The following is an 18,146-nucleotide window of genomic DNA, read 5'->3' as shown; positions in this document are numbered from 1 at the left end:
CCCCGCAGTCAGGGGCCCGTCGGTTCCCGCCGCGGCAGACCCGCGTCACGATGTCGCACGTGATCCGATCAGGTATGAAGCCTGGACGAAGCCGACATCGCTGGGAACGGAATGGAGATGCGGTGACCCGTCTGCGGGCACCGCCGGTCAGGATACCCGTTCGCCACAGGAGGGCGCCAGGGAGGATACCGGGACGAGGACGTGGTACTCGACACGTGGCAGAGGTGCAGGGAAGAGCGAGGGCGCCCCGACATCCGTCGCCGGAGGCTCTCTGGAGGACACGAGAGGTACAGGTGAGATATCCACTCCCCTACCTTGAAGGTGGCGAGCGTGCGAGAGTGTGGTGGTGAGTATCCCCGCACTCCTGGTCGCCACCGTCGTTGGCTGCGCAGTCATCGCAGTCGTTGCCCGCCCGGTCTCGACCTTCGCCCGGCGGTACGTGTCCGACCTGGAGCGGGCTGAGGCACCAACTGCGAGCTCTTCGCCCGGCGGCATCACCACCGAGCCGGGCACGTTCCGTGCCCAGTGGCTGCTGGCACCCACCTCGCAGGGCGTTCTGACCACCATTCTTTGTGGGGTGACGCTCATGCGGGGAATGGTGGGAGACGCATGGGGCGAGGTGATCGTTGCACTTCCCCTCGTGGCGCTGCTCGGCGCGGCATGCAGCGTCGACGCCGTGTGTCACCGCCTCCCCAACCGCATTCTCGGTCCAGCCGCTCTATGGACCGGTGCGGCAACCACGACCCTCGTCCTGCTCAACGTGGTCACGGGGACGCCCTTGTCCGAGGCGGGCTGGGCTCTGCTTCGATCCGTTCTGTGCGCAGTGAGTGCCGGCGTCATTGTCGGGGCCATGGCGCTGCTCCCCGGTTCGGGAATGGGACTGGGTGATGCGAAGCTGTGTGCGGTTCTTGGGCTGTGGCTCGGATACTTCGGCGGGACCTACACCGCGATGGGCATCATCCTTGGATTCTTCATCGGCGGGCTCGTCGCCATCGCACTGATGATCAGTCGCCTGGCGAGCCGCAAGACACTCATTGCCTTCGGCCCCTACCTGTCACTGGGGGGCTGGTTGGCATGGATGCTCGCAGTGGCGTGACCCCGCGGGACGATGCGAACGGCACAGTCTCCACGGGAGTCACGCCCCGACTCGGTCACCGACCGGGAAGTCGCCCCCCAAAGGGGTCTCCCCACGGCGTCCAGCATCACGACTGCTCCACCTTGGCGCTGAGCATCGCCCGCCACGTCGGACTGGTCTCCGTCAGCTCACCTATCGGGGCGTGGGCGATGATTCTCCAGTATCCTCCGGCGTCATTGGTGATCCACAGAGCAGCGTTATCACGCTCAACGGTTCCGCCGTCACTGCCCTTCCCCCGATGAGTCCAGGTCATGAGGCAGGCGGGAACCTCCTTCGTGCCCAGCATCCATGTTTCCGGTGTTCTCATCACGTAGGTGTCCTCGCGCCCCGGCCCCAGAAGAAACGCCTCCTGAAGATGAGTTTCGTCGTCGAGCGTCTTCCCCGCCTCCTTGAGGTAGGTGACCACGAAGTTGGGGAGCATGTCTTGGGTGCCGCCGAGCTGGACCGTGGTCACCGGAAGCCCTTGGTCGTTGACCTGCTCCCTACTCACCGCCGTCTCCGGTACGGTCAACGTCATCCCATACATCGACAGACTCCTACCGGAGGGGGCGGTCTGCTTGATTCCCCTCGATGGCAGGTCGGGAGTAACTGAGAGCTCGGATGCCGGTCGCCACTCCGGAACCGTTGGCGACGCGGTCGCCTTCGGGGACCTCACCTCCGATGGTGTTGCTGAATGATCTGAGGTGACGTCCGTCGCGGCGCGTTCCCAACGTCCTGAACACGCGCTCAGTGATCCGCTCAGCGCGGCCAACAGCCCCAGCCCGAGCGCAGACCTTCTATCGAAGCACCACCGCACGTCAGATTTGGAATGACGCCCGGCCGCCTCCTTGATCTGCATCATTTCTTCCACGTCACTGCTCTCCTTTCCCGCCACTGACACTCATTCCTCTGTCAGCACGCACGAGGCCGTTCTGATTACCGCCGTCCTGGGCCGTATCCCGGCTCAGAATGCCTTGCGGGCACCTACCCCCAGCGCACGTCGACGTGACGGTTGGCGGCCTTGCCGGCCTCATTGACACTGCCGTCCGCATTGGTCTCGGAGGCCACGGGCTCGCTCTCCCCCTTGCCGGAGGACTGGACGTTCAGGGACGGGACCTTGGAGGTCAGGTAGTCCGCGACCGCCTTCGCCCGCTGCTCGGAGAGCGTCTGGTTGTGAGCGTCGTCGGCTACGGAGTCCGTATGCCCCACCACGGTGACCGTGGCCGGCGGCTTGCCGTTCCAGCGCTTGACGATGTCATCGAGCACCTGCTTGGCGCGGTCGGTCAGGGCGGAGGAGTCGACGTCGAAGGTGACGTCACCGGACAGCGAGGCCACTGTGGTCTGCCCGTCCGAGGAGTAGGTGACGGCGCTGTCCGAGCTGCTCGATCGTGACACCGGGACAACACGGCGATCCAGGGGCTGAACCTGCCGGGACTCACCCGAACCGCTGCTTTCCTGCGGCTTGAGCGTTGGCGTCGGATCCGGCGTAGCGTTCTTCGCCGGAGCCACAACCGGGGGGACGGCATGGGGCTCAGCAGGCAACGCGACAGCCCCCGCCGCGGTCGACCAGGCCAATGCGCTCGCACCGACGATCGCGGCGACGAGCCTCGTGCGATGTCGCAGCCCCGCACCCATCGTCCAGGAGGCAAGAAGAGTCCGCCGTTTCATCGTGACACCGCCACGTTAGTGAAGTTTCCGCCATTGGGAATGGTGACGCTGACGGTCTTCGTGTCCGCCGGAACGCCGGTGAAGGTCGCTTGGAATGCGATTGTCTGACCGGGCTTGACGAACTCGTTGAGGTCGCTGGAGCAGAGGCAGCCACCCTGGGAGTCGTAGGAGACTCGATAGATGTTCGAGGATGACGGCTCAATGAGGGTGAGACCATCGACATTGTTCTTACTTCCTCCCGGTGTCGCCTTTCCACTGGGCTGCGGAATCGAGTCGTCTCCATCCGAGAAGTAATCGGTGACGTACATATCATTGCTCTTGTCATCATTCGTCACGGAGAACATGACGGTGACCGTCGTCCCCGTAGCAGAGACTGAGTTCAAGGAGACAGTTGCAGGTTTACTGTCAATGCTGGTGGAGTGAGATTCAATGGCAGCACCTTGACCGCCTTTGCCACCGCCCCCGGACTGCGCCGACTTCGGCGCCGATGCCGACGCCTGCGTTGGCGCTGAAGTTTCTGAGCTCTTCGAGCCCGAGACGCCCCCCAGTTCGCAGGACGCCAGGGTCGCTGCCAGGCCAATGGCGCTCACGGCAGCCAGGACTCGCTTCGAAGTAGTCATCATGATAGGACCTCCAATGCTCTCGATCAGGCCACTGCGGCCTGAGGAATACCGAAACTCTATGCAGAATTCCTCATTCGAGAAATGGGGAGACTCCCACGGGGACAATTCGTGCAGTACCCGGGGCACCCATGGGGAGCCCGAGGGAATCCGGGTACTCCCCATGGAGCGATGGTGAGTACATGGGGATCGATGGGAGTACCCAGGGAGCCCCCATTGCTATGGGAGATAACAGTACGATTAAGTTCTGTCGTTGAGAAATTCCGGCGGCGCCGTTAAAGGAATTCCTGTACCCTCTGCATTCTCCCGTTCACTCAGCACCGCTCCACGGATGACGTCTCGTCGGTCTTTTGTGGCTCTCTCGACCCTGGTGGGGGTGGGACTGTCTGTGCTGGCAGGTTGTGACCTGCCAGGGACGTCGAAGGGCAAGGGGAGGGTCGGCTTCACCAACGGGCTCCTCAGCCACGGCCGGAGGATCAGCCCCCAGCCGGCGGCGGTGCCAAGGCCGGTAGCACCGAGTGGCAGAAACTCGACGCCCACATCATGGGCCACGAGGTGAGCGTGGAGGCCTCGCCCGTCATCCGCCAGGACGACAGGACCTCGATCATCGCCCTGAGGCTGACCCGCACCAAGGACGACCTCCATCAATGCCGTCGACGCCAACTCCGACAGCAACGACGACAACAAGCTCAACATCTCGAATTACCTGGGAGTCCCGTCAATTTTCCGCCCCGGCACCAGCGCCTGTTGGACCAAGCTCCTCGACCTGAGCTCCGGGCGCGTGTGGAACGTCATCAACGGCAGCGGCTTATTCCTCGAGACGGCCCCCGGCGAGAAGGTCACCTCCTTCTTGTCCTTCGGCAAGGTCGACACCGACACCGTCACCGTCACCGTCACCGTCATGGCCCCCATGACCGGCTTCACCACCGTCTCGGTCCTGGATGCGGACGCCGCCAAGAAAGCAGGCATCAACCTCACCACCGCAAAGAAGGAACTTGCTAAGTGGCCCAACGCCATCACGAAAAATACGGCCCCAGTTGCTATTGAGCGCTGCGCCCGGGCACTGGACGACTCCACCAGCACCCAGGCCAGCGGCAAGGACATCACCGTCACCCTCGCATCAGACGTCGCCTTCGCCTCGGACTCCGCCGACCTTGCCCCCGGAGCCGAGGCCCAGCTGAAGACCGTCGCCACCCAGCTGGGCCAGCACCCCGACGGTGGGACACTCACCATCGACCACCCCGAAGGCAAGTACTCCCTCAAAGGCCCGCCTTCCGCCTCACCGACATCCCCGTCAAGAACAGCTGAGGCGTATCCGGACCTACCTCAAGGAAGAGAGGTCGTCCCCGTCCTTGCGAGAGGGAGAGACAAGGACGGGGACAACCGGCTTCTCCATTCCCCTCCCCCATCCGGTGCTCCGCCGACGGCTTCACCGTAGTCAGCCCACACCCCTCCGACCATGGGCAGATGCCCCCGTGGAGGGCTCGGGCAGTCCCCGGGCAGGACCTGAGGAATCCTCGTACGCCCTCAGGCGGAGCAACGACAAAGAACGGCGTCGGCCGCCTCCCATGTGAAGAGGCGGCCGACGCCGTCGTGAAGGAAAAGGGCCTCAGGCCTTGGTGACGTCCATCGGGATGCCGGGGCCCATGGTGGTGGTCATGGTGGCCTTGAGGATGTAGCGGCCCTTCGAGGTCGAGGGCTTGAGGCGCAGGATCTCCTCCAGGGCGGCCTGGAAGTTCTCCGTCAGCTGCTCCTCGGAGAAGGATGCCTTGCCGATGATGAAGTGGAGGTTGGAGGCGCGGTCCACGCGGAACTCGATACGGCCGCCCTTGATGTCGGAGACGGCCTTGGCCACGTCCATCGTCACGGTGCCGGTGCGGGGGTTGGGCATGAGGCCACGGGGACCCAGAACGCGGCCCAGGCGGCCGACCTTGCCCATGAGGTCGGGGGTGGCCACAGCTGCGTCGAAGTCCGTGTAGCCCTTGGCGACCTTCTCGATGAGCTCGTCGCCACCGACCTCGTCCGCGCCGGCGGCGAGGGCCTGCTCGGCACGCTCTCCCTGGGCGAAGACGACGACGCGGGCGGTCTTACCGGTACCGTGCGGCAGGGACACGGTGCCGCGAACCATCTGGTCCGCCTTACGGGGGTCGACTCCCAGGCGGAAGACGACGTCGACGGTGGCGTCGAACTTGGTGACGGAGGTGGACTTGGCCAGGTGAACGGCCTCGGCCGGGGTGTAGAGGACTCCGGACTGGATCTTCTCAGCCGCGGCGCGGTAGGCCTTGGAGCGCTTGGTCATCTGCTTCTCCTTGCAGTCGTGGTGTTCGGGCCGCGCGAGGCCCTTCCACGGTTTCGTATGGGGATTGAGTTGAGAGAGCCGGCAGGCCGGTGAGTGCCTCAGGCCTCGACGGTGATGCCCATGGAACGAGCGGTGCCGGCGATGATCTTGGCGGCGGCCTCGACGTCGTTGGCGTTGAGGTCGGGCATCTTGGACTCGGCGATCTCACGCACCTGAGCCTGGGTCAGGGAGGCCACCTTCACGGTGTGGGGGGTGGCGGATCCCTTGGGGACGCCCGCGGCCTTCTTGATGAGCTCGGCGGCCGGCGGGGTCTTGGTGATGAAGGTGAAGGAGCGGTCCTCGTAGACGGTGATCTCCACGGGGATGACGTTGCCGCGCTGCGACTCGGTCGCCGCGTTGTACGCCTTGCAGAACTCCATGATGTTGACGCCGTGAGCACCCAGGGCGGGGCCGATCGGCGGAGCGGGGTTGGCCTGGCCGGCCTGGATCTGGAGCTTGATCAGCCCGGCGACCTTCTTCTTGGGGGCCATAGGAATGGGTCCTTCTTACTTGTCCGGATGTGCTGCACGCCTGCCGTGCAGCCGTGGGTGCATGCGCACGCACAAGCGCTCATCGTAGCCCGCTGCTGGGCCAAGCAGGGCGCCCGGTGCGCGGTATCACAGGACATTGCCCTGTGATTCATGGCTCTCGCGCCGTGGCCGCTCGCGCGACCCGGGCGGTTGTGGCCCGACGGCGCGTGTTCTGCGTCGTCGGGCCACAACGGCTGACGGGGTCTGGCCTCAGGCCCGTCTTAGATCTTGGCGACCTGGGTGAAGGAGAGCTCGGCCGGGGTATCGCGGCCGAACAGGGAGATGAGCACCTGGAGCTTCTGAGTCTCGGGGTGGATCTCGGAAATCGTGGCCGGAAGGGACTCGAAGGGGCCGTCGGTGACGATGACGGACTCGCCGACCTCGAAGGCGACCTCGAAGACCTGACCACCGGTGGCGATCTGGGTACCGGAGCCGGACTCGGGGGCGGTGGCCTCCGCCGCGGCGGCCTCCTTGGCGGCGATCTCCTCAGGCGTGGGGCCGAGCTGGGCGACGGCCTCCTCGAAGGTCAGCGGCACCGGGTTGTAGCGGTCGCCCACGAAGCCGGTGACGGCCGGGGTGTCCTTGATGGTGCGCCACACCTTGTCCGAGGTCTCCGGGTCATCCAGGTCCATGCGCACGAAGACGTAGCCGGGGATGCGCACCCGGGAGACTTCCTTCTTCTTGTTGCCGTTCTTGATCTCGATGACCGTCTCCATGGGGACGGTGGCGTCGAAGATGTAGTCCTCGACCTCGAAGTTCTCGGCGCGGGCCATGATGTCGGCGGCCACTCGGCGCTCGTAGCCGGAGTAGGTGTGCAGCACGTACCACTGCCCCGGCAGAGCCGACATCTGGCGGCGGAACTCGGCCAGCGGGTCGACGACGGGCGCCTCCTCGGCCGGCTCACCCGGCTCAGCAGCGGCGTGGGGCTTCGCCTCGACCACCTCGACGGTCGCATCGGCCTCGGCGACCTCAACCGACTCGGCGGCGTCACCGGCGTCGTCGGCCGCGAGCGAGGCGAGGACCTCGACGTCGTCGGGAGTGGTCTGCGAGGAGACATCCTCAGACATGGTGTACCTGCTTTCCAGTGGCGTGAGACGAGCGGATGCGACGGGCTGCGCGAGCCGCGGCGCCGTCGGGAGTAGACATGGTCAGGGGCAGGATCGAGCACCCCCGATGAGGGCGCGACCGCAGAAGCCGGGAGGTCAGGCGAAGAGCCACATGACAGCCCGGTTGAAGGCGAAGTCCAGCACCCCGGTGAAGGCCATGATGGCGATGATGAAGACGACCACCACTGTGAAGTAGGTCCACAGCTCATTCATGGTGGGCCAGACAACCTTGCGCAGCTCGTCAATGACCTGGCGGATGAACAGGGCGATGCGCCCGAAGAAGCCGCGCTTCCTGCCCGACTTGCCTGTCGCGGCGCGTGCGCTCTCGCTCATGAATCTGGGTCCTCAGGGTCGACGGTCAGGTCAGTTCCCGCACAGCGGGGAGAAGACGAAACCGACGGGATCTCCCGACAGATCCGCCGTTCTCAGCAGGGCAGGCGGGACTCGAACCCACAACCGCCGGTTTTGGAGACCGGTGCGCTACCAATTGCGCCACTGCCCTTCAGCGGTGCTCTAGTTTGCCACACAAGCAGGCCTCTGCGGTAACCACTGGCCGTGGGGTGCGCCACGCCGAGGCCGGTCGGAGCGAAGCCGCCTCGCCACGTCCCGGAAGGCACCCCGGGCGTCGTCAATGTGTCGTCACTGTGTCACTACTGGCAGATCGGACGTGTTCTAGATGTGCGAGCCTCGCAGGTCGTGGGACCATAGTCGGGTGACACCTGCACCCACGCACCGCGTTTCCGCCCGCCTGTCCGCCATCGCACCCTCCGCCACTCTTGCCGTCGACGCCAAGGCCAAGGCCCTCAAGGCCGCCGGCCGCCCCGTCATCGGCTTCGGCGCCGGAGAGCCCGACTTCCCCACCCCCGACTACATCGTCGAGGCCGCCGTCGCCGCCGCGAAGGACCCGGCCAACCACAAGTACTCCCCGGCCAAGGGCCTGCCGGTCCTGCGCGAGGCCATCGCCGCCAAGACGCTGCGCGACTCCGGCTATGAGGTCTCCCCCGACGACATCCTGGTCACCAACGGCGGCAAGCAGGCCGTCTTCCAGGCCTTCGCCGCGATCGTCGACCCCGGTGACGAGGTCCTGCTGCCCGCACCCTACTGGACCACCTACCCCGAGGCCGTCGCCCTGGCCGGGGGCACCACGGTCGAGGTCTTCGCCGGGGCGGACCAGGACTACAAGGTCAGCGTCGACCAGCTCGAGGCCGCCCGCACCGAGCGTACCAAGGTGCTGCTGCTGTGCTCGCCGTCGAACCCGACCGGCTCGGTCTACACGCCCGAGGAGCTGACCGCCATCGGCCAGTGGGCCCTGGAGCACGGGGTCTGGGTCATCACCGACGAGATCTACGAGCACCTCCTCTACGACGGCGCCCAGACCACGCACGTCGTCAAGCTGGTTCCCGAGCTCGCCGAGCAGACGATCGTCCTCAACGGCGTGGCCAAGACCTACGCCATGACCGGATGGCGCGTGGGTTGGATGATCGCCCCCAGCGACGTCATCAAGGCGGCCACGAACTTCCAGTCCCACCTGACCTCCAACGTCGCCAACGTCTCGCAGCGCGCGGCCCTGGCGGCCGTCAGCGGCGACCTGTCCGCCGTCGAGCAGATGCGCACCGCCTTCGACCGGCGCCGGCGCGCCATGGTGGAGATGCTCTCCCAGATCGAGGGACTGACCGTGCCCGTGCCCCGCGGCGCCTTCTACGCCTACCCCAGCATCGAGGGGCTCATCGGGCGCACATTGCGCGGCACCACGATCGACAGCTCGGCCACGCTGGCCGCGCTCATCCTCGAGCACGCCGAGGTCGCCATCGTTCCCGGTGAGGCCTTCGGCCCCTCGGGCTTCGTGCGACTGTCCTACGCGCTGGGTGACGATGACCTGGTCGAGGGCGTGGGCCGGGTTCAGAAGCTGCTCGCCGAGGTCGAGTAGCGCCTGAGGCTCCGCCTCCGTCATCGAGCCGGGCAGGTTTTCGCGCAAGCCGGCAGAATGTCTGTCGGGCGCCGCGAAAGCTGCCCGGCTCGGCGTGAAATCGACGGACTCAGTGGGCGCCGCGGCGGGCCTGGATCTCGCGGCCCTGCGCCAGCCAGGTCTCGGCCCGGGCGAGGCGGCCCTCGGCATCGGGCCGCCACGGACCACCGTCCTCGCGGCGGGCACCGGCCACCAGGGACAGGACCACGCCGGCGCAGCGAGCACGCAGGGAGACCGGGTCCACCTGCCGCTCGGCCATACGGGTCCAGGTCTCCAGGATGGGGCGCAGCTTCGGGTAGGAGGCGGGCGCCAGATGGTCCAGCACGCTGACGTGCCCCAACAGGCAGGCCAGGTCATCAACCCGGTAACCGGGTCCCAGGGAGTCCACGTCGAGCAGGCTGGTGACGGCCTCGCCCTCCATGAGGACATTGGCCTCGTAGAAGTCGCCGTGGACCGGGACCGGCCGGCCGGCGTCGGAGGCGGCCATGAGCTGCTCGACCCCTTCGGCCACGGCCCGGGCACGGGCGGCGTGCTCGGGCAGAACCGTGGCGGCGGCGTGCGCGTAGTGGCGGGCCCGCTCCGACCAGGCGGCGTGCGCCGGCAGCTGCATGGCGCTGGCCGGGAGGGCGTCCAGTAGTGAGATGAGACCGTTGAAGACGCGTTCGCTGCGCGACACGCTCATGCCCTGGGACAGCAGGCCGGACAGGGCAACTCCCCGACCGGTGGACAGCAGGACGAGGCCATCGGGGTCCTCCCGCAGGACCTCGGGCGCGGGCACGCCTGAGGCCGTCAGCAGGCGGTGCCGCTGAGCGAAGGACGGAGCCTGGCTCGGACGCAGGACCTTGGCGTAGGCGGTGGTCTCGTCCGGGAAGGTGGCACGCACGACCGCTCGACGCGTAGGCCGGTAGGCGACCATCGTGGCCTTGACCTGAGTACCGATCCGGGCTGAGAGCAGCGAGGGCGTGCAGGCCACCACCAGACCGGGCAGCTCGGGGTCGGCCGGGTGACGCCACACGTGAACCGCGGGACCGTCCCCGCCAGTGGGGGCGACTCGGGTCAGTCCAGGTGCGTGCGGGTTGGACAGGCGAGCCGTCGTAGCGCACAGGTACTCGGTGGTGGAACGCCCGTTGGGTGCGACGACAACAGCCGTGTACCCCACGGACACACCCGCTCCGGGGCGGTGGTGAACTGAGTGGACCTCCCAGCTGGCCAGACGCTGGCCGGCCGGGGCGAGGGCGGCGGAGAGCACGGACGCGGCGCGCGGCCCCGTCAGCAGGGCCACCTCCTCGGGCTCCTGGGACGCCGACGAGTGGTTCATGACAGTTAGTCTGCCCCACCCACCTGGTGGTTCGCTTCTAAAACGGCCCCTGGTGTTCGGCAACAGCGGAAGCAGCGGTCACCTCTCGCCGTGCGCAGGTGGGCTGCCGGTGGAGTGCGAACACGTGGAAGAATCCACCCATGCGAGACCTCGCCACTCTTCCCAAGGCGCACCTGCACCTGCACTTCACGGGGTCGATGCGCCTGGACACCCTCATCGAGCTGGCCTCCTCCGCGCGCACGCGCCTGCCGTCGAACTTTCTGGACGGCGACCCTCTGCGCGTCCCCGCAGACCGTCGCGGTTGGTTCCGCTTCCAGCGCGCCTACGACACGGCCAGGGCCCTGGTTCGCACTGAGGAGGTCATGCGCCGCATCGTCCTGGAGGCCGCTCTGGACGACGCCGCCGAGGGCTCGCGCCGCCTGGAGATCCAGGTCGACCCGACCAGCTATGCCCCCTTCGTCGGCGGGATCACCCCCGCCCTGGAGATCATCCTCGACGCCGCCAAGCAGGCCACGACCCTGAGCGGAGTGGAGGTGGCGGTCATCGTGGCGGCCTCCCGGATGCGTCACCCGCTGGACGCCCGTGCACTCGCACGCCTGGCGGTGCGCTACGCCGGGGACCAGCCGGGCGAGGTGATCGGCTTCGGCCTGTCCAACGACGAGCGCGCCGGGCGGACCTCCTCCTGGGAGCGAGCCTTCGCCATCGCCCGCCGGGGCGGCCTGGCCTCCATGCCACACGGAGGGGAGCTCTTGGGACCCGACCACCTGCGTGAGGTCGTCTCCGCGCTCGGCCCCACACGCCTGGGCCACGGTGTACGCGCCGGCGAGGACCCCGCCCTGCTGGACGCGATTGTCGCCTCAGGCATCAGCCTCGAGGTCTGCCCGGCCTCCAACGTGAGCCTGGGCGTCTATCACAGCCCCGACGACGTCCCGCTGCGCACGCTCATGAGCCATGGGGCGCAGATCGCCCTGAGCGCCGACGACCCCCTGCTCTTCCAGTCCCGGCTCGTCAACCAGTACGAGATCGCCCGGACCCTGGGCTGCACCGACGCAGAGCTGGCTGAGCTGGCCCGCGGATCGATCCGCGCCTGCCTGGCCTCACCGACGGCTAAGCAGGCATGGCTGGCCGAGGTGGACGCCTGGCTGGCATCGCCCGACCAGGCGTCGGCAACAGAGCCCTCTGGAAGCCACGCACCGGAGCCAGCCCGGCTTTCGTGACAGGACCTAGAAGCCGACCTGGACGGGCTCGGGCACGAGGGTGACGCCGTAGCGCTCGCGCACTCCGGTCACGACCGCGTCACGCAGACGAGCCAGGTCGGTCCCGGTCGCGCCGCCCCGGTTGGTCAGCGCCAGAACGTGCTTGGTGGACAGTCCGGCCGGCGCACCGGCCTCCACGGCGAAGCCCTTGGTGAACCCCGCGTGGTCGATGAGCCAGGCGGCGCTGGTCTTGACCAGCCCCTCGATGACGGGGGCCGCCTTGGTGCCGAGCACCACCTGCGAGTGGTCGGTGACCGGAAAGCGGGGCGCGTCCTCGGGCAGGCGCTCGGCCTCGGCCGTGGTCAGGATCGGGTTGGTGAAGAAGGAGCCGGCCGACCAGGTGTCGTGGTCGGCGCCGTCCAGCACCATCCCCTTGGAGCGGCGCAGCTCGAGAACCGCCTCACGCAGCTCGCGCTCAGGCACGCGCTCGCCCAGCTCGACGCCGAGCGCCCCGGCCAGCTGGGAGTAGGCGATCCGGGAGGACAGGGAGCCCTGTCGCACGGCGAAGGTGGCGTCAAGAACCACCCAGCGTCCGGTCGGCCCCCACAGGCGTCCGCCACCCGCCTCGGTGTCAGTGAGGGACTGCTTGAGACGCGAGTCCCGGTAGGCCAGTCCCAGCTCGCCCAGGGCCAGCCAGACCACCCGGTTGCGCAGGCGGTCCCAGGCTCGCACGCTGGCGATGAGCTCGGCGACCTCGGCGCCGTAGGCCCCGACGTTCTGCACAGGGGCTGCGCCCACCGTGCCGGGAATCCCGGACAGGGGCGCGAACCCGGCCCACTGGCTGGCGATGGCTTCGCGCACCAGGTCGTCCCAGGTGGTGCCGGCAGTAGCGGTGACCTCGACGCCGCCGCACACCGAGTCCGAGACGAGTGAGACCTCAGCACGGGCATCCCGGATGACAAGTCCGTCGAAGCCGGCATCGGAGGCCATGATGTTGGAGCCGCCGCCGATGACGAGGACGGGCGTTCCGGCGGCGTCCGCCTCGCGGATCGCCTCGGTGAGCTCACTCTGGGTGGTGGCCTCGACGTAGGTGCCCACCGGGCCACCCACGCGAAGCGTGGTCAGCTCGGCCAGGGTGGTCGGTCGGACGTCGGAGCCCGGCGAGTGCGCCAGGGCCTGAACGGGTGCGGGCCAGGCGGACGGGTCGACGTCGACGCTCAGCGGGACGGTGCAGTCGCCTTCCACCAGCTGCGGCTCAGTCGACGGCGCGGCCGGCGCAGTCGACACCTCAGCGGGGGCGCGGTCATCTGGGGTGGTGGTCAACGAAGATCTCCGCTCTTCCTGGTCGGTTCCTCGTGAGACAAGCAGGGCCCCGCTCACACCAGCAGTGTGCACGGAGCCCCGAGACGCGGACGGGCCGCTCGTCTCACTTCTTGTTGCGACGCTGGTGACGCGTCTTGCGAAGCAGCTTGCGGTGCTTCTTCTTGGCCATGCGCTTACGGCGCTTCTTGATGACGGATCCCATGAGATCTCCTCGCAGTTCGCTTCGTAGTGCCCGCAGACCCTCCCTGCGAGCCGAGGCAGGCCGGCGAGGGTTATGCCATGGGGCGGTTGGTCGGCGCGTGAGGCTCAGCGGCCGACCACGCAGGTGACCGCCTGAGTGTAGCGGCTCCTAGGACCCTGATGCCTCTGACGCGTCGTGGCCCCAGTCACCCAGTCCCGCGGCCAGGTAGTCGTGAACGGCACGCTCGGGGACACGGAAGGAGCGCCCGACCTGCATCGCGGGCAGGTCGCCGGAGTGCACCATCCGGTAGACGGTCATCTTGGACACGCGCAGCATCGCCGCCACCTCAGCCACGGTGAGGAACGAGGGGGCGCCAGAGGCGCTGGGGGATGTGGGAAGGCCCGGTGCCATGAGCTTGAGGTCCGTTCGTCGCGGGTGGCCCCTTCGGGGCAGGAACACAGCCAATATATCCCCGCATCAGCCTTCGCACAGGATTTCCCGGACACCATTCACCACAGGCGTCGCATTTCACACTCGGGTACCAACTGTCGCTGCCGCAACCTCAGCAATCCATCTGACGCCCCCGGTCACCCTCACTGCGAGCGTCGGGCCGCAATCACCGCCCCGCAGAACACGCCCACCCCAGGACGCCGGGGAACGTGACGAAGTCGTGCCAGCAGGACCACAATGGCGACCGTGCCCCAGACAGACACCGCACAGGAGCCGGAGCCCGACCGCGGACCCCGAGGCGAGTCGCCAACCGGGAGGCGCGGAGCACCGCAGGCCGGCAGCCGCCGCCAGGCCCACTGGCACGCCCCGCTCGTGGGTGTCGTCGGCCGTCCGTGGAAGCGGTACAAGAAGCACCCGGCGGCCGGCAACAGAACCGACCCCCTCGAGGAGCCGTCACCCCTCCCCCCGCTGCCGGGCACGGAGCCCACCGGAGTGCGCCGTCTGCTCAGGCACATCGAGCCACTCGGCCAGATCGCGCGTGCGGCCCGCTTCTACCCGGCCCGGCTGGCCGTCGCCGTCTTCGCCGCCATCATCGTCGTGGTGACCGCCCTTCTCAGTCTTCCCATCTCCACGACCAGCGGGGAGCACGCCGACTTTCTCGACGCCCTGTTCACCGCCACCTCGGCCGTGTGCGTCACCGGTCTGAGCACGGTGGACACGGCGACCTACTGGTCCACCTTCGGGCACGTCGTCATCATCCTGGCCGCGGCCGTGGGCGGCCTGGGCGTCATGACCCTGGCCTCGCTGCTGTCCCTGGCGGTGTCCCGGCACGTGGGACTGACTCAGCGGATGCTGGCGGCCTCGGAGAACCAGTCGCGCCTGGGAGAGGTGGGGCGGCTGCTGCGCGCCGTCATCTACACGGCCACCGGCTGCGAGCTCCTCCTGACGCTCATGCTGCTGCTGCCCTTCCTCAGCCACGGCCTCGACGTGGGCCACGCCCTGTGGTACGCGGTCTTCATGGCGCTGTCGATCTTCAACAACGCCGGTTTCGTCATCATGCCCGAGGGACTGGAGGCCTACTCCACCGACTGGTGGATCGGCCTGCCGATCATCCTGGGGACCTTCATGGGCGCCGTCGGCTTCCCCGTCATCCTGGACATCATGGGCCGACGACGCCGCCCCTGGACGTGGAGCCTGCACACGAAGCTCACCCTGACGACCTACCTGGCCCTCACGGTCGCCTCGACCATCGCCATCGCCGCCTTCGAGTGGAACAACCCGCTCACCTACGGATCCCTGCCCACGAGCGGAAAGATCATGACGGCGCTCGTCAACGGCGTCAACGCCCGCTCCTCGGGGCTGTCCACGATCCCGCCCGAGCACATGCACGAGGCGACCTGGTTCCTCCAGGACGCCCTCATGTTCGTCGGGGGCGGTTCGGCCTCGACGGCCGGCGGCATCAAGGTGACGACCTTCGCGGTCCTGCTGCTGGCGATCCTCGCCGAGGCCCGCGGCGACCAGGACATCGAGGCCTTCGGGCGGCGCATCACCCCCTCGACCGTGCGCCTGAGCGTGGCGGTGGCCTTCATCGGCTCCAGCGTCATCGGACTGGCCACGCTTCTGCTCCTGCAGATGACCAGCCTGCCCCTGGATCGGATCCTCTTCGAGGTCATCAGCGCCTTCGCGACCGTGGGCCTGTCCACGGGCATCACCCCCTCCCTGCCGGACGGGGCCAAGTACGTCATCGTGGCGCTCATGTTCGTCGGCCGCGTGGGCACGATGACGGCGGCCAGCGCCCTGGCGCTGCGCGAGCGGCGCCGCGTCATCCGGATGCCCGAGGCCAGCCCAATGATCGGCTGACCAGGGCGGCAGCCCTACCGCATCGGGCGGGCCCGCCGGCTCCCAAGAACCAGCAGACGCCGCAGAGGCCAGTCAGGACCGAGTCCTCTCCGGGGCGAGCAGCTGCCTGAGGGTACTGGCCGCCCCCTCCACATCAGCCCGACCAGTGATGAGCTGCTCGACGATGAGACCGAAGGAGACGCTCTGGATGAGGGACGCCAGCTGCTCGGGACGCAGACGGTCGGAGATCGTCCCCGCCCTCTGCCCGTTGCGACACAGGCGGGTGAGACCGCTGTGGATGTCACGGTAGCTCTCCTGAACCAGGACACCCGTCTCAGGATCGCGAGTCAGCTCCCCCCAGGCGTGGTAGGCCAGAGGCGCCCAGGAGCTCAGGCCCACGCCGTCGGAGCCCTCGAGAGCGTCATCCTGCTGGTCCGCCCCTGAGTCGGCCAGCGCGCCGTGCCGCTGGTAGTTGAGCAGGGTGAGCGCCTCAATGAAGTCCCGCTCGAAGTCGAGCGGTTCCTCGGACTCGGCGATCCGCTTGATCCTCTCGACGAGCGGCCCCATGCGTCTGCTCAGGACCGCCCGAATGAGGGAGCGCTTGCCCTCGGGGAAGTAGCGGTAAACGGTCGACGACGACATTCCAGCCGTTGCGATGACCTCGTCCATGGAGGCGGCCTGGAAGCCGCTGCGCGCGAAGCACTCCTCGGCAGCCTGCAGGATCCGGTCGGTCTGACGCTCGCGGTGGGCGGCAGTCACTCGTGGCATACCTCCAGCATAGGTGACTCACCCCAACACAAATCGAAACGACCGTTGTTGACTGAGCGTCGCAAGACACCTAAACTCCCAACCACAAACAGAAACGATTGTTTTGTTATGGAGGTTCTCGATGGCACCCTCAGCGACATCCACTCTCGAAGCGCGGACTGAGCCGGCACAGGAGACACAAGAAGAGATCCTCCCGACGACACGGCGCCCCAACCGCCGCGCGGTCATGGTCAGCGCCGTCCTCACCCAGCTGATGATCGTCCTGGACCTGACGATCATCGCCATCGCCCTGCCGCACATGCAGGAGGACCTGGGGATGACCGTGTCCCAGAGCCCGTGGACGGTCACCGGCTACAGCCTGGCCTTCGGAGGCCTCGTGCTCTTCGGGGGAAGGCTCTGCGCCGTGGTCGGTATCCGCCGCTCCTACCAGGTCGGTCTGATCGGCTTCGGGATCGCCAGCCTCGCAGCCGGGATGGCGACCTCCTTCTCCGTCCTGCTGGCGGCCCGCGTGGCCCAGGGCTGCTTCGGCGCCCTGCTGGCCCCCACCTCACAGTCACTGCTCAATGTCACCTTCACCGAGCGCACCGAGCGCGAGCGGGTCTTCGCGATCTTCGGCGCCACTGGCGGCCTGGGAGCGGCTGTCGGACTGCTTGTCGGCGGAGCACTGACCGACTGGTTCAGCTGGCGCTGGGCCCTCTACATCAACATCTTCCTGGCCGCCGCCGCCCTGCTCATCGGGCAGCGCAGCCTGCCGCCGGCCGACCAGCGCGACCGCGGCTCACGCATCACTGATGACCTGAGCGGCCTGGTCCTGGGCTGCGGAGCCTGCTTCAGCGCCGTCTACGGGCTCGACCGGGCCCAGCAGACCTCCTGGACCTCCACGTCGACCGTCAGCTGGCTGGCCCTGGGCGGCATCGCCGCGGCGCTGTTCGTGGTCCGTGAGCGTTTCGCGAATCGACCGGTGCTGCCCCTGTCGATGATGGCGCTGCCGGTGCGGGCGGCCTCCTACGCCACGCAGTTCGTCGTCGGCGCCGCCCAGATGGGGGCGATCATCTACCTGACCTACTACATGCAGAACCACTTCGGCTACTCGCCCCTCAAGAGCGGGGTCGTCTTCCTCCCGATGGTCCTTGCGTTGATCGCCACCGCGATCCCGGCCGGGCGCATCATCGTGCCCAGGCTCGGGGCGCGCGGCACCCTGCCACTGGGGCTGGCAGTATTGGCGGGATCCTTCCTCATCTTCTCCCGCATGACCACGGAATCGACTTACGAGCACGTGGCACTGCCCGGCCTCATCGTCTTCGGGATGGGCCTGGGGCTGACGATGCCGGTCACCTTCAACTCCGGCACTCGCGGGGTGGATGCGAAGCGGACCGGACTGGCCTCGGCGATCCTCAGCGCATCCCAGCAGATCGGTGGCTCCTTCGGGGTAGCACTCATGACGTCCTACGCCACCCAGCACGCCGAGGACTACGTGACCAACCATGCCGCAGAGGTCAAGGCGACAGCCATGGAGGTGATGATGCGGGCCCAGGCCCTGCCACAGTCGTCCGCAGGCAAGCAGATCATCGAGTCCCTCAAGGCCCAGCTCATCGACCGGGCGCAGATCGAGGCCTACTCCGGCGGCTTCTCGATGATGGCCTGGATCCTGGCGGGAGCGGTAGCGGTCCTGGTGGTGTGCGGGATCGGCCTGAGCCTCCGCCGGCACCGCAGGCGGTAGCGTAGAGGC

Annotated in this window: 18 protein-coding genes and 1 tRNA gene; 6 read left to right on the top strand and 13 right to left on the bottom strand. The window is 67.7% G+C overall.

All coding sequences use genetic code 11. The annotated features are described in order from the left end of the window. Positions 1 to 346 precede the first annotated feature (346 nt). A complete protein-coding gene (locus FBF36_RS03065; RefSeq protein ID WP_225792447.1) occupies positions 347 to 1,096 on the top strand; it encodes a prepilin peptidase in 750 nt (249 codons plus the stop codon). Between the two features lie 106 nt (positions 1,097 to 1,202). Here the strand turns inward: FBF36_RS03065 and FBF36_RS13400 are convergent, their stop codons facing one another. The 3 genes from FBF36_RS13400 to FBF36_RS13255 form a co-directional block, all read right to left on the bottom strand. After that, complete coding sequence (locus FBF36_RS13400; RefSeq protein ID WP_157184103.1) at positions 1,203 to 1,625, bottom strand: hypothetical protein; 423 nt, start codon at positions 1,623 to 1,625, stop codon at positions 1,203 to 1,205. Positions 1,626 to 2,098: 473 nt separating this feature from the next. Beyond that, positions 2,099 to 2,509 carry an OmpA family protein gene (locus FBF36_RS03055; protein ID WP_225792446.1) on the bottom strand — a complete coding sequence of 137 codons (411 nt, stop codon included), beginning with the start codon at positions 2,507 to 2,509 and terminating at the stop codon, positions 2,099 to 2,101. A gap of 269 nt (positions 2,510 to 2,778) precedes the next feature. Next, positions 2,779 to 3,405, bottom strand: a complete 627-nt coding sequence (locus FBF36_RS13255; RefSeq protein ID WP_192574992.1) for a hypothetical protein — start codon at positions 3,403 to 3,405, stop codon at positions 2,779 to 2,781. Between the two features lie 778 nt (positions 3,406 to 4,183). Between FBF36_RS13255 and FBF36_RS13395 the strand changes: the two genes are divergently transcribed. Continuing rightward, entirely contained in the window at positions 4,184 to 4,840 is a 657-nt protein-coding gene (locus FBF36_RS13395; protein WP_009394367.1) for a hypothetical protein, read from the top strand. Positions 4,841 to 5,011: 171 nt separating this feature from the next. Here FBF36_RS13395 and rplA read toward each other — a convergent pair whose 3' ends face one another. From rplA to FBF36_RS03020, 5 genes are all read right to left on the bottom strand, one after another. Further along, entirely contained in the window at positions 5,012 to 5,701 is a 690-nt protein-coding gene (rplA, locus tag FBF36_RS03040) for a 50S ribosomal protein L1 (protein ID WP_009394366.1), read from the bottom strand. Positions 5,702 to 5,799: 98 nt separating this feature from the next. Beyond that, positions 5,800 to 6,231 (bottom strand): 50S ribosomal protein L11, encoded by a 432-nt coding sequence (rplK, locus tag FBF36_RS03035; RefSeq protein ID WP_009233246.1) that lies wholly within the window; start codon positions 6,229 to 6,231, stop codon positions 5,800 to 5,802. Between the two features lie 260 nt (positions 6,232 to 6,491). After that, positions 6,492 to 7,337 (bottom strand): transcription termination/antitermination protein NusG, encoded by an 846-nt coding sequence (gene nusG / locus FBF36_RS03030; protein WP_009394365.1) that lies wholly within the window; start codon positions 7,335 to 7,337, stop codon positions 6,492 to 6,494. Between the two features lie 135 nt (positions 7,338 to 7,472). Then, positions 7,473 to 7,709 (bottom strand): preprotein translocase subunit SecE, encoded by a 237-nt coding sequence (secE, locus tag FBF36_RS03025; RefSeq protein ID WP_009394363.1) that lies wholly within the window; start codon positions 7,707 to 7,709, stop codon positions 7,473 to 7,475. Between the two features lie 96 nt (positions 7,710 to 7,805). Further along, positions 7,806 to 7,878, bottom strand: a tRNA-Trp gene (locus FBF36_RS03020). A gap of 210 nt (positions 7,879 to 8,088) precedes the next feature. Here FBF36_RS03020 and FBF36_RS03015 point away from each other — a divergent pair. Beyond that, a complete protein-coding gene (locus FBF36_RS03015; protein WP_034491420.1) occupies positions 8,089 to 9,303 on the top strand; it encodes a pyridoxal phosphate-dependent aminotransferase in 1,215 nt (404 codons plus the stop codon). A gap of 109 nt (positions 9,304 to 9,412) precedes the next feature. Here the strand turns inward: FBF36_RS03015 and FBF36_RS03010 are convergent, their stop codons facing one another. Further along, complete coding sequence (locus FBF36_RS03010) at positions 9,413 to 10,660, bottom strand: phosphotransferase (protein WP_075250038.1); 1,248 nt, start codon at positions 10,658 to 10,660, stop codon at positions 9,413 to 9,415. 140 nt (positions 10,661 to 10,800) lie between these two features. Here FBF36_RS03010 and FBF36_RS03005 point away from each other — a divergent pair, with 140 nt between their 5' ends. Then, entirely contained in the window at positions 10,801 to 11,877 is a 1,077-nt protein-coding gene (locus FBF36_RS03005; protein WP_009394116.1) for an adenosine deaminase, read from the top strand. Between the two features lie 6 nt (positions 11,878 to 11,883). On the opposite strand, the gene FBF36_RS03000 is transcribed toward FBF36_RS03005, so the two are convergent. The 3 genes from FBF36_RS03000 to FBF36_RS02990 all read right to left on the bottom strand — a co-directional run bounded on the left by FBF36_RS03000 (position 11,884) and on the right by FBF36_RS02990 (position 13,771). Then, positions 11,884 to 13,179, bottom strand: a complete 1,296-nt coding sequence (locus FBF36_RS03000) for a UDP-N-acetylmuramate dehydrogenase (RefSeq protein WP_009394115.1) — start codon at positions 13,177 to 13,179, stop codon at positions 11,884 to 11,886. Positions 13,180 to 13,282: 103 nt separating this feature from the next. Further along, entirely contained in the window at positions 13,283 to 13,381 is a 99-nt protein-coding gene (locus FBF36_RS02995) for a 30S ribosomal protein bS22 (RefSeq protein WP_003792170.1), read from the bottom strand. Positions 13,382 to 13,528: 147 nt separating this feature from the next. Beyond that, positions 13,529 to 13,771, bottom strand: a complete 243-nt coding sequence (locus tag FBF36_RS02990; protein WP_009394114.1) for a helix-turn-helix domain-containing protein — start codon at positions 13,769 to 13,771, stop codon at positions 13,529 to 13,531. A gap of 276 nt (positions 13,772 to 14,047) precedes the next feature. Between FBF36_RS02990 and FBF36_RS02985 the strand changes: the two genes are divergently transcribed. Then, positions 14,048 to 15,670, top strand: coding sequence for a TrkH family potassium uptake protein (locus tag FBF36_RS02985; protein ID WP_009394113.1), 1,623 nt, complete (start codon positions 14,048 to 14,050; stop codon positions 15,668 to 15,670). A gap of 72 nt (positions 15,671 to 15,742) precedes the next feature. On the opposite strand, the gene FBF36_RS02980 is transcribed toward FBF36_RS02985, so the two are convergent. Further along, entirely contained in the window at positions 15,743 to 16,417 is a 675-nt protein-coding gene (locus FBF36_RS02980) for a TetR/AcrR family transcriptional regulator (RefSeq protein ID WP_009394112.1), read from the bottom strand. 121 nt (positions 16,418 to 16,538) lie between these two features. Here FBF36_RS02980 and FBF36_RS02975 point away from each other — a divergent pair, with 121 nt between their 5' ends. Continuing rightward, positions 16,539 to 18,137: an MFS transporter gene (locus FBF36_RS02975; protein ID WP_034491321.1), complete on the top strand. Its 1,599-nt coding sequence runs from the start codon at positions 16,539 to 16,541 to the stop codon at positions 18,135 to 18,137. The last annotated feature ends 9 nt before the right edge of the window (positions 18,138 to 18,146 follow it).

This window comes from Actinomyces sp. oral taxon 171 str. F0337 (genome assembly GCF_005696555.1).
GTDB lineage: Bacteria > Actinomycetota > Actinomycetes > Actinomycetales > Actinomycetaceae > Actinomyces > Actinomyces oris_E.
Note: the sequence above shows the minus strand (reverse complement) of the source record. Positions and strands in the feature narration are given on the sequence as shown.